This is a genomic window from Burkholderia sp. AU33423, from assembly GCF_002223135.1.
GTDB lineage: Bacteria > Pseudomonadota > Gammaproteobacteria > Burkholderiales > Burkholderiaceae > Burkholderia > Burkholderia lata_D.
Genome location: NZ_NKFH01000009.1, coordinates 68,259 through 84,250 on the forward strand (window position 1 = coordinate 68,259; position 15,992 = coordinate 84,250).

Genomic DNA, 15,992 nt, shown 5'->3' on the forward strand with positions numbered 1-15,992 from the left:
GGCATGGCGGATATGACCCGCCGGAACGAGGTCCCGGCGCTCAGTACGACTTGACCGCCACCGTGGTCGGCGACTCGCTCAACGGGACGAATCGGCGCGTGGTGCCGTCGAGTGCGTCGATGCGCCCCATCTCGATGTCGTAGACCCAACCGTGCAGATTCATGCGTCCTTGCTCGAGCGCGAGGGCAACCGACGGATGCGTGCGCAGGTTGGCGAGCTGCGCGATCACGTTCTCGCGCACCAGACCGTCGAGCTTGGCCCGAGGGGAGTCGAACTGATGCGCGGCATTGATGGCTTTCGCGGCATCGGAATGGCGCAACCAGTTCGCAACAGCCGGCATATGGTCGAGACACGTACACCGTGAGATCGCGCCCATCGCGCCGCAATCCGAGTGCCCGCAAATGACGATATCCCGCACGCCGAGCACGGCGACCGCATACTCGACGGTGGCCGACACGCCGCCCGGTTCCGGTCCGTACGACGGGACGATGTTGCCCGCGTTGCGAATCACGAACAGTTCGCCCGGCTCGCGCTGCGTCAGCAGTTCGGGCACCACGCGGCTGTCCGAGCACGTCACGAACAGCGCCTTGGGATTTTGGGTGGTCGCGAGCTGCTTGAACAGCTCGACACGTTGCGGATAGACCTCGCGCTGAAAGCGCAGAAAGCCGTCGATGATGTCGCGCACGGGACTCTCCTGATACGAAATCACGGCGGGCGGCAATGTGATGGCACGCCGCGTCCGCCAAGGCGGGCGCCATTATCGCAGATCGACGGCGTCGTGATGAGGCTGGCGCCGACGTCGGCCGGCCGGACTCCCTCGACGCGCCCCCATGCGCGCACGGCGCATCCGATCCGGTCCGCCCGGGACCGAAAACCCTGCACGATCCGGGGACGTCCGTCGCACCGACGCACCACCCTAAGTTGGCAGCGGTGCCCTTGATTCGAATCCGGGTTTCGGTATATTTGCGGGACACACGAGGGGACGGCGCACTCGCAAAAAATAGGGCGCCCTCAAACGACCAAAAAGCCTATAACCGAGAATAACGATCATGTCCGGCACCTACGACCCTACGCTTGTCGTACTTTCCTGCTTGCTTTCGATCCTTGCATCGTTCACCGCACTCAATATCTCCGATCGCCTGAATCTCATCGGGAATCGTTCGATCTGGCCTTGGATCGCTTTCGGCGGTTGCATCATGGGGCTCGGTATCTGGTCGATGCATTTCGTCGCCATGCTGGCATTTCACCTGCCGGTCGCTGTTGGATACGATATTCCCACCACCGTCGCTTCCTTGTTCATTGCGATTGCGGCTTCGGCCGTCGGCTTCATCCCGCTCTCCCGCTTCGCCCTGCACTGGCCGCAACTCATTGTCAGCGCAATCGTCATGGGACTGGGCGTCGCCGGCATGCACTATCTCGGCATGCAGGCCATGAGCATCTGCTCCAGTATTCGATACCAGCCCTGGTTGGTCGCGCTGTCCGTCATCATCGCGATCCTGGCAAGTGGCGCCGCCTTGTTGCTGGCCTTCGACCTGCGCCGGCCGAGCACATTCGGCAGAACACGCCAGATCGGTTCGGCCATCGTCATGGGCGTGGCCGTGTGCGGGATGCATTATTGCGGCATGGCAGCGGCCAGTTTCGAACGTAGCAGCGACGCGACGGTGCCCCTCTCCGATCTGCCCGCACCGTGGCTGGCCGGTATCGTCGTGACTTTCAGCCTGGTGATTTTCCTGGTCGCCGCCGTGATCATGCTGCTGGATGCCAGAACCAATACCCAGGCACGAGAACGCGTTCAGGCGACATTGAGCACCCATCTCGATCGACGAAATCCCACTCGCTGACTGGGCAGGCTCGACTTCACCCGTGCCTTCATGCTGGCCGCCGCCGCCGGCCTGGCGCGTCCCGAGGCGATCGGCTTCGGCGTGTATTTCGACGATCCTGAGCAGGTGCCGGCCGACCGATTGCGCTCGATGGCCGGCATGTCCGTCGCGCCCGACGCCGAAGTGGGCGACGAGCTGGAGCGCTTCGAGATTCCCGCCGGCCGCTGCGCGATCCTGACCCACACCGGGCCGTACAACGAAATGGACCAGCCGTATAACTGGATGTTCTCCGAATGGCTGCCTGCGAGCGGCATGGTGCCGGCCGACTTCCCGATGTTCGAGCAGTACCTGAACGACCCGCGCAGCACACCGCCCGCTCAGTTGCAGACGCGCATCTGCATGCCGTTGAAGTAAGCGTCGCACGGCCCCGCGGCGTCACGCCGGGGCTCGCCGGCGATGGCTGATCCCAGCCGGGCACGCCGCCGGGGTCAGCCACGACCGCCCTGAAGGCGGTTCACGCCAGTCCCGGGCTCGCCCTGGCCCAGCCAGCGCGCGTCCGGCCAGTCGCCCTGGTCGAACGTCGCCTTCACGCAATCGAGCAGCACACCGACCACGCAGCGCACCGGCGCCGTCGCCTGCCGGCTGCTCGGCGCCGCCAGCACGATCGTGCGCCGGACGCCCGGCGACGCGAGCGGCGCCGCGCTCAGGATGCCGCGCTCGACCTCCTGCGTCACGCCGACTGCCGGCAGGATGGTCCACCCGTGGCCTTGCGCGACCAGCTCCTTCTGGACGCTCAGCGCATTGGTTTCGGCGAACACCTGCAACGTCACGCCCGCCTCGGCCGCCGCGTGCTCGATCGCCGCCCGCAGGCCCTGCGGCGCGGACGGCAGGATGAACGACTCGCGCGCGACCCGCTCGAGCGACACCGGCCGCTTGCGCGACAGCTTGGCCGACGGCGCGGCGACAGCCCACAGACTCTCGTCGATCAATGCCTTGACGTGCAGCGCGGGGGTTTCCTTCTGCCCGTACAGCAGCGCCGCATCGACATCCCCCGCTTCGAGCCAGTCCTGCAGGTGGCCCGCGTAGCCGATCGTGAGCCGCAGCCGGATGTGCGGGTAGCGCCGCGCCACCTCGCCTGCCAGCCGCGTGGCCAGCAGGTCCGACGTGCTGGCCAGCAGCCCGATGCTCACGATGCCCGCCACCGGCCCCTCGGTCGGCTGGATCTCGGCCTTGGCCCGCGCCACCTCGTTGAGGATGCGGCGCGCGTATTCGAGCATCGTCTTGCCCGACGGCGTGAGCTGCATCCCGTGGCGGCTGCGGTCGAACAATTCCGTCCCCATGTCCTCCTCGAGCAGGCGCAGCTGCCGCGACACGGCCGGCTGCACGAGATTCAACAGGCTGGACGCGCGCGTGACGTTACCGGTTTCGGCCACGGTGACGAACGCACGCAATTGCTTGAGATCCATCGCAGATACCTCGATGCCAAAAACTGATTCGACGATCAGGAAATTCTATTGTTTAAGAAATCCATCAAAACTTATTATGGACTCGACCCATGCCAATGACGAGACACGATTCATGAGCGCCTCCGTTTTCTCCGCCCCCGACCAGTACCAGGCAATCCGCGACGCGGTACGCGGCCTGTGCAATCAGTTTCCGGCCGACTACCACCGCAAGATCGACGAGGCGCGCGGCTACCCCGAAGCGTTCGTCACGGCCCTCACGCAGGCCGGCTGGCTGGCCGCGCTGATTCCGCAGGAATACGGCGGCCCGGGCCTGTCGATGGCCGAGGCGTCGGTCATCATGGAAGAGATCAACCGCTCCGGCGGCAATTCGGGCGCGTGCCACGGCCAGATGTACGTGATGAACACCATCGTGTTCAGCGGCACCGAAGCGCAGAAACAGCGCTACCTGCCGCGCATCGCGGCGGGCGAACTGCGTGTGCAGTCGATGGGCGTGACCGAGCCCACCACCGGCAGCGACACCACCAAGCTCAAGACCACGGCCGTGAAGAAGGACGGCCGCTGGGTCATCAACGGCCAGAAGGTATGGATCTCGCGCGTCCAGCACAGCGACCTGCTGATCCTGCTCGCGCGCACGACGCCGCTCGACCAGGTGCAGAAGAAGAGCGACGGGCTGTCGTGCTTCATCGTCGAGCTGGACAAGGCGATCGGCAACGGCCTCACCGTGCGTCCCATCCTCAACATGGTCAACCACGAGACCAACGAGCTGTTCTTCGACAACCTGGAGCTGCCGGAAGACGCGCTGCTCGGCACCGAAGGCAAGGGGCTGAAGGTGATCTTCGACGGCCTGAACGCCGAGCGCACGCTGATCGCGGCCGAGTGCATCGGCGACGGCTACTGGTTCCTCGAGAAAGCGCGCGACTACGCGAGCGAGCGCAAGGTGTTCGGCCGCCCGATCGGGCAGAACCAGGGCATCCAGTTTCCGCTGGCCGAATCGTTCATCGAGCTGGAGGCCGCGAACCTGATGCGCTGGCGCGCCTGCGAGAAGATCGACGCGCGCCAGAACGCCGGGGTCGAGGCCAACATGGCCAAGTACCTGGCCGCGAAGGCCAGCTGGGAAGCGGCCAATGCGTGCCTGCAGACGCACGGCGGCTTCGGCTTCGCCTGCGAATACGACGTGGAGCGCAAGTTCCGCGAAACGCGCCTGTATCAGGTCGCGCCGATTTCCACCAACATGATCCTCGGACATGTGGCCGAGCACGTGCTGCAGCTCCCCCGTTCCTACTGATTTCGGAAGGATTCCTCTCCATGACGATTCCCGTACCCGATATCGAGCACCCAACACCATGAGTGTCGAGCCTTCCGAATCCTTCGACGCGTGGGTCGGCCGCCGCGAAGACAGCGCGGACCGGATTACCGGGGCCCCCGTCCGTCTGCTGCAGGCGACGCTGGACTACGCGAACCCATCCGAACTCCCCGCGACGCTGCCGCCGCTGTGGCACTGGCTGTACTTCCTGCCGGGCGAGCGTCAGTCGAACATCGGCGTCGATGGTCACCCGCGGCGCGGCGGCTTCCTGCCGCCCGTCACGCTGCCGCGCCGCATGTGGGCCGGCGGACAGCTGCAGTTCCTGCGCCCGCTCGCCGTCGATGCGCCCGTGCAGCGCCGGTCGACGATCCTGGGCGTGCAGAGCAAATCCGGCCGCAGCGGCCGGCTGGTGTTCGTCACCGTGCTGCACGAAGCGAGCGATGCCGAAGGCGTGGCCATCCGCGAGGAACAGGACATCGTATATCGCGACGCGCCGCCGTCGGCCGGGGCCGGCGCACCGGCACTCCAGCCGCCACCGGCGCCGACCGACGAAGAGTATTCGCGCGTCGTCACGCCCGATCCGGTGCTGCTGATGCGCTTTTCCGCCCTCACCTTCAACGGCCACCGGATCCACTACGACCGACCTTACGCGATGCAGGAAGAAGGCTATCCGGGCCTCGTGGTGCACGGCCCGCTGGTCGCGATGCTGCTGCTGGAGGAACTGCGCCGCACGCACCCCGGCAAGACCGTTCGCCGCTTCGAGTTCAAGGCTGTGAGCCCGCTGTTCGACACCGCGCCGTTCACGGTGAACGGCAAGCTCGAAGGACATGCCGCCCGCCTGTGGGCGCGCGGCCCGCAAGGGCAGCTGGCCATGCAGGCCAGCGCCGAACTGGAATAACGATCCGACCATGCAAGCTCGAAAAGCTCAACCCGGCCCGCTGAGCGGGATGACTGTCGTCACGCTCGAACACGCGATCGCCGCGCCGTTCTGCACGCGTCAGCTCGCCGACCTCGGCGCCCGCGTCATCAAGGTGGAGCGCCCCGGCGTGGGCGATTTCGCGCGGGCGTACGATCACCGCACCCGCGGTCTCGCGTCGCATTTCGTGTGGACCAACCGGTCGAAGGAAAGCCTCACGCTGGACCTGAAGCAACCGGCCGCGCAGGCCGTGCTGGGCGAACTCGTGGCCCAGGCCGACGTGCTGGTGCAGAACCTCGCGCCCGGCGCGACCGCGCGCATGGGCCTGTCGTTCGACGCGCTGCACGCGAAGCACCCGCGGCTGATCGTCTGCGACATCTCGGGCTATGGCGCCGACGGCCCCTACCGCGACAAGAAAGCCTACGACCTGCTGATCCAGAGCGAGGCGGCGTTCCTGTCGATCACGGGCACGGCCGACGAGCCGTGCAAGGCCGGCATTTCAATCGCCGACATCGCGGCGGGCATGTATGCGTACACGGGCATCCTCAGCGCGCTCCTGCAACGCGGCGTCACGGGCATCGGCTCGCACGTGGAAATTTCGATGCTCGAGGCGCTGGCCGAGTGGATGGGCTTCCCGATGTACTACGCATACGACGGCCAGCAGCAACCGGGCCGCAACGGCGCCGCACACGCGACCATCTACCCGTACGGCCCGTTCGAGGCCGGCGACGGCCGCGTCGTGATGCTCGGCCTGCAGAACGAGCGCGAATGGAAAGCGTTCTGCGATGTCGTGCTGCGCGACCCGGCGCTCGCGACCGATCCGCGCTTCGACGCCAACGTGCGCCGCTCGGAACATCGCGCGGAACTGAAGGCCGCGATCGAACAGGCGTTCTCCTCCCTCACCGCGCAGGACGTGATCGCGCGCCTCGACGAAGCGCAGATCGCGAACGCCGCCGTGAACCAGATCGGCGATCTCTGGACGCATCCGCAACTGCACGCGCGCCAGCGCTTTCGCTCGATCGACTCGCCGGCCGGCGAACTGCAGGCGCTGCTGCCGCCCGCCACGATCGACAGCTTCGACGTGCGCATGGATGCGGTGCCCGCGCTGGGCGAGCACAGCGCGGCCATCCTGCACGAACTCGGGCGCACCGACGCCGATATCGAACAACTGCGCGCCGCCGGCGTGATCTGAGCCATGCGCAAGCCCCTCTCCCCCGTCCATCACGCGCGCAGTCTGCTGTTCGTGCCGGCCACCCGCCCCGAGCGCTTTGCGAAGGCGCTCGGCTCGGGGGCCGACTGCATCATCGTCGACCTCGAAGATGCCGTCAGCCCCGACAGCAAGGACGACGCACGCGCGCAACTCGCGGAGCATCTGCCGCTGCTGACGGACGAGCAGCGTGCGCGCACCGTCGTGCGCGTGAACGCGGTCGGCACGCCGTGGCACGACGCGGACATCGCGCTGCTGCGCGACTGGGCCACGCAAGGCGTAGTCGTGATGCTGCCGAAGTCCGAAGACGCGGGCGCGTTGCGCCACGTCGCGGAGCAGCTCGGCGAGCACGCGCAACTCGTCGCGCTGATCGAATCGCTGGCCGGGCTCGATGCGGCCGACGCGCTGGCGCGCGACCCGCAGGTCGTGCGCGTCGCGTTCGGGCATCTGGATTTCCAGCTCGATCTCGGCATGCGCGCGACGCCCGACGAGCCGGAGCTCGCCTTTGCGCGCAATGCGATCGTGGCCGCGTCGCGTCGCGCGCAGTTGCCCGCGCCGATCGACGGCGTGACCACGCGCACCGACGATGCCGAGCGTCTGACGGCCGATGCCCGACGCGCGCGCGCATTCGGGTTCGGCGGGAAACTTTGCATCCACCCGGCCCAGGTCGCCGGCGTGAACGATGCGATGGGCTATTCGGAAGACGAGCAGGCGTGGGCGCGCCGCGTGATCGACGCAGCCGCGAAACACGGCGGCGCCGCGTTCCGCCTGGACGGCCGGATGGTCGATCTTCCGGTGATTCGCGCGGCCGAGGCGATCATCGCCGGTACTCGGAAATAATCGATCGCTACTACGCAGCGCGCCCCACAGGTCCGCACCCGCGCCGCCGCTCAGGCCGCCGCCTGTTCGCGCCGATCGGCGGGACGCCAGCCGAGCGCCGGTGCGATACGCGTGATGACATCGTCGAGAATCTGCAGATAATTCTCGAACGGCAGGTTGTAGGGCAGTTCGACGCGCAGTTCCCGCACCTGTCCGACCACCGGATCGGCCAGCAGCCGCTCCAGGATTTCGTCCGAGGTGCCGACGAGATCCGGCGCGTACAGCGTGCGTCGCTCGCCCTGCGGCGCCAGCGTGCGGGCATGACGCCCGTCCGCAAACGCGCGATAGCGTTCGCGCTCTTTCGCGCTCGCGCCGTCGGTCGGGACGATCACGCGCCCCAGCGAGATACGCGGTGCGTGGGCTTCATGCCAATGGTCGCGATACAACGCCAGCTGCCGCAACTGGGCGTCGATATGGCTGTCGGTGCCCTCGCCCGTGGTCACGTTGGCGATCAGCAGGTTGAAGCCGTTCCGGGCCGCCCATTCGGCCGACCGCCTGGACCCCGCGCCGTACCAGAGCCGCCCCGTCAAGCCGGGTGCGAAGGGGCTCACGCGCGGCCGGACCTTGCCCGCAGCCGATTCCACGAACGTGTCTTCGTCACCGAGCCAGTCGCCGGCCAGATTGCGGCGCAGCCGGGCCAGGCGTGCATGCGAGAAGTCGATCCGCTCCGGATCGGTGTCGAACAGGCGTTCGCCCAGCAGCGCCCCGTGAATCGGCGCGCCCGCACTGAGTCCGACGTTGAGCCGCCCGCGCGACAGCACGTCGACGGTGGCGAGATCCTCGGCCAGCCGGAACGGATTCTCGTATCCCATCTGGATGACCGCCGTGCCCAATCCGATCCGGGTCGTACGCTGGCTCGCCGCCGCAAGAAACGTGGCGGCCGACGAGACGGCGCGCTCGAGATGGCGTTGCCGTATCCAGGCACCGTCGTAGCCGAGCGCCTCGCCCGCGTGGAACAAATCGAGCGCCCGCTCGAATCCCTCCGCTGCATCTTCGCCGGGGTAATTTCCCGTTGTCAGGAAGGCAATTTGATCAATGCGTACGTTGCTCACTTTCGTGTCCTTCGCAATCAGTCGAAAATCGAAAGGAAATGAGGCATCGCGCTCGACCTCGAAAAGGTCGCGCACATCGGATTCAAGCGGTCATGAGAAAGCGTGGACGGGACAGACGACTTCACATGCGCATTCGATTATGGAGAACGTGCGACTGCCCCGTTGCGGTGATTTCTTCTATGGATATGACACGCGCATCAATAATGGAATTCGCGATTGATGCTGGACGGTTCGACGCCCGTTGCCGATGGTCGAGCGGCTGCGCGCACGCGGCCTCGGCCTGCGCGCGCACCGCGTCGAGATCGACCGGCGGAATCCGGTCGCCCGGGCGATACGGCGCCGACGGCTCGCGCTTCGACACCTTGCGCGACAGCGCGGCCGGGAAGCCGTCCGGCGGGAAGCCCAGTTCGCCCTTGAACAGCGACACGACGGTCCCGCCGAAGGCGGCGTCGCCGCGACGATCGACAAGAGACTCGCCCCCGGTCAGACGCCTTCGACCAGCACGGCCCGAAAGCGTCCGCCCTTGACGCGATGCTGAACGATGGCCTGGTATGCCGGGCTGTCATACCACGCGCGCGCGGCGTCCCCGGACGGAAACTCGACGATCACCACCCCTTCCGGGCCGTCGCCCTCGAGCGTTTCCTGCGGGCCATACGCGGCCAGCACCTTCAACGGGTGGCCGGCGGTCGTCGCGCCGACTTTGTCCTGGTAGAGATCGAGTTCCTGCTGATCCTGCGTGCTTTCACGCGTGAAGACGATATAGGTCGCCAAGATTGCACTCCTGATGCGTTCGAGAATGATGGGACGATCCAGAGATCGTCCGCCGCACAACGACACTCATCCTAACCATCGGGCGCGCTTTCTCTTATCCCCCTGCTTCCAACTCTCTATTCGAGCCGGATTAACAATGAACGCATCCGGGCGGGCGGGCGCGGCCGCGGCGGCCGCGATCGTCGGCAGCCGCGCCATCTCGTTCGCACGCGATGTCCATCAGCCATTCCCGGTGCTCGCCGGGTTCGAGACCTGGCAGCTTGCGTTCGTGCCGATCGGGCTGCCGGCCTGTGGCGGTGTGCCCGCCTCGCGATCACGGCGGCGGCACAGGGCGTCGACCGCAGCCCCAAAAGAAAACACCCCTCGACGAGGGGTGCATGAGCCGGATCGCGATGCCCCCGTCGCTGGCAAGTCAGTTGGGGGAAATCACCGCCCGGCACCGGGGCCGTCGAGACGAAGCGTCGCGCTTACCCCACCCGCGCTTCGCCCTCGCGCTCGGCTTCCGCTTCGTCCGACCCCGTTCGCGCCAGCACCGGCTTGAGCGCCTGCCCGGTGTGGCTTGCACTCACCTGCACGAGCGCTTCCGGCGGCGCCGCCGCGACGATCGTGCCGCCGCCCACGCCGCCTTCCGGCCCGAGATCGATGATCCAGTCGGCTTCCGCGATCACGTCGAGGTCATGCTCGATCACGACGACGCTGTGCCCCGCATCGACGAGCCGGTGCAGCACACGAATCAGCTTCGCGACGTCGGCCATGTGCAGGCCGACCGTCGGTTCGTCAAGCACGTACAGCGTGTGCGGCGCCTTCTGGCCGCGCCGCGTGATGTCGTCGCGCACCTTCGTCAGCTCGGTGACGAGCTTGATGCGCTGCGCCTCGCCGCCCGACAGCGTCGGCGACGGCTGGCCGAGCGTCAGGTACCCAAGCCCGACATCCTTCATCAGCTGCAGCGGATGCGCGATGTTCGAGATCGGCGCGAAAAACGCTACCGCCTCGTCGATCTCCATCGTCAGCACGTCGCCGATGTTCCGGCCGCGCCACGTGACGGCGAGCGTCTCCGGGTTGAAGCGCTGCCCGTGACACACGTCGCACGGCACCTTCACGTCGGGCAGGAAGCTCATCCCGATCGTGCGCACGCCTTGCCCTTCGCATGCGGGGCAGCGCCCGTCGCCGGTATTGAACGAGAAGCGCGACGCCGTGTAGCCGCGCGCCCGCGCTTCCAGCGTATCGGCGAACAGCTTGCGGATCGTGTCCCACACGCCGATATAGGTGGCCGGACACGAGCGCGGCGTCTTGCCGATCGGCGTCTGGTCGACTTCCAGCACGCGATCGATCTGCTCCCAGCCGCTCAGCGACTCGCAGCCCTGCCACGCATGCGTGACGTTCAGCGAAGGCCGCGGCGCGCTGCGCGCGAGCACGCTCGAACGGCGGTTGGTGGCCGGCGCATCCTGCTGCGCGGCCTTGCGTGCGCGGCGCGTGGCCGGCGACGACAGCACCGAGCGGCCGACCGCATCGAGCAGGTTCGTCATCAGCACATCGCGCGCGAGCGTCGACTTGCCCGAGCCGCTCACGCCCGTCACCGCGACGAGCCGCGCGAGCGGAATGCCGACCGTGACGTCACGCAGGTTGTGCAGCCGCGCGCCGTGCACGGTGAGCCACGCTTCCGGCACCGCGGCGCTGCCCTGCTTGCGCGGCAGGCTCACGCTGCGGCGCGGCTGCAGCGGGTGCGTCATCGGCTGCGCGAGCAACCGGCCCGTGACCGAATCGGACTGCGCGGCCAGATCCGCGACCGCGCCCTGCGCGACCAGCGTGCCGCCGCGCTTGCCGGCGCCCGGGCCGACATCGATGATGTGATCGGCGCGGCGGATCGTGTCCTCGTCATGCTCGACGACGACGAGCGTATTGCCCTTGTCGCCGAGCTTGCGCAGCGCGTCCAGCAGGATCTGGTTATCGCGCGGATGCAGGCCGATCGTCGGTTCGTCGAGCACGTAGCAGACACCCTGCAGATTGCTGCCGAGCTGCGCGGCGAGCCGGATGCGCTGCGCTTCGCCGCCCGACAGGCTCGGCGCCGCGCGATCGAGGCTCAGGTAACCGAGCCCGACTTCCTCCAGAAACGCGAGGCGGCTGCCGATCTCACTGACGATGTCGCGTGCGATCTGCGCATCGCGCCCCGTCAGTTCCAGCCCGTCGATCCAGCGCCGCGTGTCGGACACCGTCCATTGCGCGACCTCGACGATCGGATGCGCGTCGAACGTGACCGCGCGCGCGGACGGGTTCAGCCGCGTGCCGTGGCAATCCGGGCACGGTTCGTTGCCCACGCCTTCCGGTTCCTGCTCGTCGGACGGCAGCGTCTGCTCGCGGCCGCGGTCATCCCCGGCGAGCACCGTGTCGTCGTACGCGGCGCGCTGTTCGCGCGTGAGCGTGACGCCGGTGCCGACGCAGGTCGTGCACCAGCCGTGCTTGCTGTTGTACGAGAACATCCGCGGGTCGAGCTCCGGGTAGCTCGTGCCGCACACCGGGCACGCGCGCTTGACCGACAGCACCTTGACCGTGCCGACGCGTGCGGTCGAATGATCGTTCTGCATCGCATCGTGCAGCCCGTCGAGCGGCGCGAGCAGATGCATCACACCCTTGCCAAGCTCGAGCGTCTCGTCGAGCACGCGCCGCAGTTCGGCCTCGTTGTCCGGCGACACGACGATATCGGCCACCGGCAGCTCGATCGTGTGCTCGCGGAAGCGGTCGAGCTTCGGCCACGGATCGACCGGCACGAACTCGCCATCGACGCGCAGATGCGTGCTGCCGCGCGCCTTCGCCCACTTCGCGAGATCCGTATACACGCCCTTGCGGTTGACGACGAGCGGCGCGAGCAGCCCGACGTGCTCGCCGCGATGATCGCGCAGCAACTGCGCGGCGATCGATTCGACGGACTGCGACGTGACGGGCGTGCCGTCGTGGATGCAATGCTGCAGGCCGAGCTTCACGTACAGCAGCCGCAGGAAGTGCCAGACCTCGGACGTGGTCGCGACCGTGCTCTTGCGCCCGCCGCGCGACAGCCGCTGCTCGATCGCGACGGTCGGCGGAATGCCGTACACCGCATCGACTTCGGGCCGGCCGGCCGGCTGCACGATCGAGCGCGCATACGCGTTCAACGATTCGAGGTAACGGCGCTGGCCTTCGTGGAACAGGATGTCGAACGCGAGCGTCGACTTGCCGGAACCCGACACGCCGGTGATCACGTTGAACTTGCCGTGCGGGATGTCGACGTCGAGCGCCTTCAGGTTGTGCTCTCGTGCATTGACGATCCGCACGACGTCTTCGCCTTCGATCGCACGCCGCTCGCGCGCCGCGTTCAGCACGGCCTGCAGCGGCTTGCCTTCGTCGGCGAGCGCCAGCTCGGCGTCCATTGCGCGGTCGTACTGCAGCAGCGCCACGCCGGTATGCGATTCGGCGCAGGCCTTCACGTCGTCGGGCGTACCCGCGCACAGCACGAGGCCGCCGCCGTCGCCGCCTTCCGGCCCGAGATCGATCAGCCAGTCGGCCGCGCGGATCACGTCGAGGTTGTGCTCGATCACGATCAGCGAATGGCCGGCCGCGAGCAGCTTGCCGAACGCCTGCATCAGCTTCGCGATGTCGTCGAAGTGCAGCCCGGTGGTCGGCTCGTCGAACATGAACAGCTTCGCCCGCGCGATGCGCGCTTCTTCGGTGACGACCCGGCGGCCGTTGACGGCGGCCGCCGATTCGGCGAGGAAGCCGGCCAGCTTCAGCCGCTGCGCTTCGCCACCCGACAGCGTCGGCACCGGCTGGCCGAGCTTCACGTATTCGAGGCCGACGTCGACGATCGGCTGCAGCACGCGCAGCACCTCGGCGTCGGTCGCGAAGAACGCGGCCGCTTCGCTGACGGTGAGATCGAGCACGTCGGCGATGCTCAGCGCGCGGCCGTTGCGCTCGATGCGCACTTCGAGAATCTCGGCGCGATAGCGGCTGCCGTCGCAGTCCGGGCAGCGCAGGTAGACGTCGCTCAGGAACTGCATCTCGATGTGCTCGAAGCCCGAGCCGCCGCAGGTCGGGCACCGGCCGTCGCCCGAGTTGAAGCTGAACGTGCCGGCGCCATAGCCGCGTTGCAGCGCGAGCGGCGCCTTCGCGAACAGCTTGCGGATCTCGTCGAACGCGCCGACGTAGCTCGCCGGGTTCGACCGCGTGGTCTTGCCGATCGGCGACTGGTCGACGAACACGACGTCGCCGACCTGGTCGGCGCCCGTGAGGCTGCGGAACGCGCCCGGCGACTCGGTCGCCTTGCCGTGGTGCCGTGCCATCGCCGGATAGAGCACGTCCTGCAGCAGCGTGGACTTGCCGGACCCCGACACGCCCGTCACGCAGACGAGCCGCTGCAGCGGAATCTCGACCGTCACGTCGCGCAGGTTGTGTTCGCTCGCGCCTTCGAGCACGATGCGCGGCGTGTTCGCGTCGACCACCCGACGCGCCCAGTTCGACGCATGGGCGACCTGCTTGCGGCCGCCGAGATACTCGCCCGTCAGCGTGCGCGCGGAGCGGATGTCGCCCGGCGTGCCGTCGTAGACGATCGTGCCGCCTCGCTCGCCCGGGCCGGGCCCCATGTCGATCAGCCGGTCGGCCGCGAGCATCACCGACGGATCGTGTTCGACCACGACCAGCGTATTACCCGCGTCGCGCAGCCGCTGCATCGCCTCGACGATCCGCGTGAGGTCGCGCGGATGCAGCCCGATGCTCGGTTCGTCGAGCACGAACAGGGTTTTCGTGAGCGACGTACCGAGCGCCGTCGTCAGGTTGATCCGCTGCACCTCGCCGCCCGACAGCGTGCGGCTCTGCCGGTCGAGCGTCAGGTAGCCGAGCCCCACGTCGCACAGATATTTCAGGCGCGTGCGCACCTCGGCGAGCAGCAGCTTCAGCGCATCGTCGAGCAGCGCGCTCGGCAGCGTGATGTCGTCGAAGAAGCGGCGAATGCGCTCGATCGGCAGCAGCATCAGGTCGTGCACGGTCAGGCCCGGCAGCGCTTCGAGCTGCGTACGGCTCCAGTCGACGCCGCGCGGCATGAAGCGGCCGGCCGGCGCGAGCACGCCGTCTGCATTCTCTTTCGAGCCGAGCCGCCATTGCAGCGATTCGGTCTTCAGGCGCGCGCCGCCGCACACGTCGCACGGCGTGTAGCTGCGGTATTTCGACAGCAGCACGCGGATATGCATCTTGTATGCTTTCGACTCGAGATAGCCGAAGAAGCGCTTCACGCCGTACCACTGGCTCTGCCACTTGCCGTTCCAGTCCGGCGACCCGTTGACGACCCAGTCGCGCTCGGCGTCCGACAGCTCGGACCACGGCGTGTCGCGCGGGATGCCGGCTTTCGCCGCGTAGCGCATCAGGTCGTCCTGGCACTCCTTCCAGGCGGGGGTCTGCATCGGCTTGATCGCGCCGCCGCGCAGCGTCTTGCGCGCGTCGGGGATCACGAGGCCGAGATCGACGCCGATCACGCGGCCGAAGCCGCGGCAGGTTTCGCATGCACCGTACGCCGAATTGAACGAGAACAGCGCCGCCTGCGGCTCCGCGTAGCGCAGGTCGCTGTCGGGATCGTGGAGCCCGGTGGAGAAGCGCCATACCTGCGGCTCGGCGGCCGTGCCACCTGCCTGCTCCGGCTCCGCCGCGAGCACGTATACGTTCACGCGCCCGCCGCCGCGCTTCAGCGATGCCTCGATCGCCTCGACCACACGCACCTTGTCGGCGCCCTGCACGCGGAAGCGGTCGGCCACCACGTCGAGCACCTTGCGCGGCCCGGTGGGCGACGCGACCTCGCGCTGCGCCTGCACGCGCGTATAGCCGCTCGCCGACAGCCACTGCGCGATTTCTTCATCGGACACCGCTTCCGGCAGCTCGACCGGGAACGTGACGACCACGCGCGGATCGTCCGCCAGCGTGCGCGCGACGAGCTCCGCGTAGATCGTCTCCGGCGTGTCGTGCCGCACCTGCCGCGCGGTCTTGCGGTCGAACAGCTCGGCCGCGCGCGCGTACAGCAGCTTCAGGTGATCGTTCAGCTCGGTCATCGTGCCGACGGTCGAGCGCGAGCTGCGGACCGGGTTGGTCTGGTCGATCGCGATGGCCGGCGGCACGCCGTCGACACGTTCGACCTGCGGACGGTCCATCCGGTCGAGGAACTGCCGCGCGTACGCGCTGAACGTCTCGACGTAGCGCCGCTGGCCTTCCGCGTACAGCGTGTCGAATACGAGGCTGGACTTGCCGGAGCCCGACGGGCCGGTAACGACCGTCATCTCGCCGGTGCGCAGGTCGAGATCGAGATTCTTGAGGTTGTGCTGACGTGCTCCGCGAATGCGGATCAGATTGCTGGATGACAATTTGCCTGCCCGTCTGAATGAGTTAGCCAGAGTTCACGGTGCCGGAACGCTGCGGCGGATGCCCGCAGGCGCGGCGCACGGGCCGCAAGGTTGTACCCGTGCGACTCGATTTCGACGGACACTATACTGTATATTCATACAGTTTTCCATGACGACCCTGGCGCCGTCATGGGCAGGCGGCTGGCAAGTGAGCGAGATGCATCCCGC

At 67.7% G+C, this 15,992-nt stretch carries 10 protein-coding genes and 2 pseudogenes; 6 read left to right on the forward strand and 6 right to left on the reverse strand.

Annotated features, from left to right (window positions below):
* Positions 1-40 precede the first annotated feature (40 nt).
* Positions 41-685: a carbonic anhydrase gene (locus CFB50_RS33575; RefSeq protein WP_089448781.1), complete on the reverse strand. Its 645-nt coding sequence runs from the start codon at positions 683-685 to the stop codon at positions 41-43.
* 364 nt (positions 686-1,049) lie between these two features.
* Between CFB50_RS33575 and CFB50_RS33580 the strand changes: the two genes are divergently transcribed.
* Both CFB50_RS33580 and CFB50_RS33585 read left to right on the forward strand, forming a co-directional pair.
* Complete coding sequence (locus CFB50_RS33580) at positions 1,050-1,841, forward strand: MHYT domain-containing protein (RefSeq protein ID WP_089448782.1); 792 nt, start codon at positions 1,050-1,052, stop codon at positions 1,839-1,841.
* 15 nt (positions 1,842-1,856) lie between these two features.
* Positions 1,857-2,234: pseudogene (locus tag CFB50_RS33585) on the forward strand (AraC family transcriptional regulator); the annotation flags it as partial.
* Positions 2,235-2,308: 74 nt separating this feature from the next.
* On the opposite strand, the gene CFB50_RS33590 reads toward CFB50_RS33585, so the two are convergent.
* Entirely contained in the window at positions 2,309-3,286 is a 978-nt protein-coding gene (locus CFB50_RS33590; protein WP_089448783.1) for a LysR family transcriptional regulator, read from the reverse strand.
* Between the two features lie 112 nt (positions 3,287-3,398).
* Here CFB50_RS33590 and CFB50_RS33595 point away from each other — a divergent pair, with 112 nt between their 5' ends.
* From CFB50_RS33595 to CFB50_RS33610, 4 genes are read left to right on the forward strand one after another with little or no spacing between them, the layout of a single operon-like run.
* Positions 3,399-4,571: an acyl-CoA dehydrogenase family protein gene (locus tag CFB50_RS33595; protein WP_047853245.1), complete on the forward strand. Its 1,173-nt coding sequence runs from the start codon at positions 3,399-3,401 to the stop codon at positions 4,569-4,571.
* A gap of 58 nt (positions 4,572-4,629) precedes the next feature.
* A complete protein-coding gene (locus CFB50_RS33600) occupies positions 4,630-5,487 on the forward strand; it encodes an FAS1-like dehydratase domain-containing protein (RefSeq protein WP_089448784.1) in 858 nt (285 codons plus the stop codon).
* A 10-nt stretch (positions 5,488-5,497) separates the two neighbouring features.
* The gene (locus CFB50_RS33605) at positions 5,498-6,697 is read left to right on the forward strand and encodes a CaiB/BaiF CoA transferase family protein (protein WP_089448785.1); all 1,200 of its coding nucleotides are present in this window, start codon (positions 5,498-5,500) and stop codon (positions 6,695-6,697) included.
* A 3-nt stretch (positions 6,698-6,700) separates the two neighbouring features.
* Positions 6,701-7,552 (forward strand): HpcH/HpaI aldolase/citrate lyase family protein, encoded by an 852-nt coding sequence (locus CFB50_RS33610; protein ID WP_089448786.1) that lies wholly within the window; start codon positions 6,701-6,703, stop codon positions 7,550-7,552.
* Positions 7,553-7,602: 50 nt separating this feature from the next.
* On the opposite strand, the gene CFB50_RS33615 is transcribed toward CFB50_RS33610, so the two are convergent.
* The 4 genes and pseudogenes from CFB50_RS33615 to uvrA form a co-directional block, all read right to left on the reverse strand.
* The gene (locus CFB50_RS33615; RefSeq protein ID WP_089449045.1) at positions 7,603-8,643 is read right to left on the reverse strand and encodes an LLM class flavin-dependent oxidoreductase; all 1,041 of its coding nucleotides are present in this window, start codon (positions 8,641-8,643) and stop codon (positions 7,603-7,605) included.
* A gap of 232 nt (positions 8,644-8,875) precedes the next feature.
* A pseudogene (locus tag CFB50_RS33620) lies at positions 8,876-9,196 on the reverse strand (hypothetical protein); the annotation flags it as partial.
* Complete coding sequence (locus CFB50_RS33625; RefSeq protein WP_089448787.1) at positions 9,127-9,414, reverse strand: DUF1330 domain-containing protein; 288 nt, start codon at positions 9,412-9,414, stop codon at positions 9,127-9,129. The pseudogene CFB50_RS33620 and the gene CFB50_RS33625, both read right to left, overlap by 70 nt.
* Before the next feature lie 467 nt (positions 9,415-9,881).
* Entirely contained in the window at positions 9,882-15,785 is a 5,904-nt protein-coding gene (gene uvrA / locus CFB50_RS33630; protein WP_089448788.1) for an excinuclease ABC subunit UvrA, read from the reverse strand.
* Between the last annotated feature and the right edge of the window lie 207 nt (positions 15,786-15,992).

Coding starts and splice junctions, on each gene's coding strand:
- CFB50_RS33580 (WP_089448782.1), top strand. CDS start 1,050: ATGTCCGGCACCTACGACCCTACGCTTGTCGTACTTTCCTGCTTGCTT.
- CFB50_RS33590 (WP_089448783.1), bottom strand. CDS start 3,286: ATGGATCTCAAGCAATTGCGTGCGTTCGTCACCGTGGCCGAAACCGGT.
- CFB50_RS33595 (WP_047853245.1), top strand. CDS start 3,399: ATGAGCGCCTCCGTTTTCTCCGCCCCCGACCAGTACCAGGCAATCCGC.
- CFB50_RS33600 (WP_089448784.1), top strand. CDS start 4,630: ATGAGTGTCGAGCCTTCCGAATCCTTCGACGCGTGGGTCGGCCGCCGC.
- CFB50_RS33605 (WP_089448785.1), top strand. CDS start 5,498: ATGCAAGCTCGAAAAGCTCAACCCGGCCCGCTGAGCGGGATGACTGTC.
- CFB50_RS33610 (WP_089448786.1), top strand. CDS start 6,701: ATGCGCAAGCCCCTCTCCCCCGTCCATCACGCGCGCAGTCTGCTGTTC.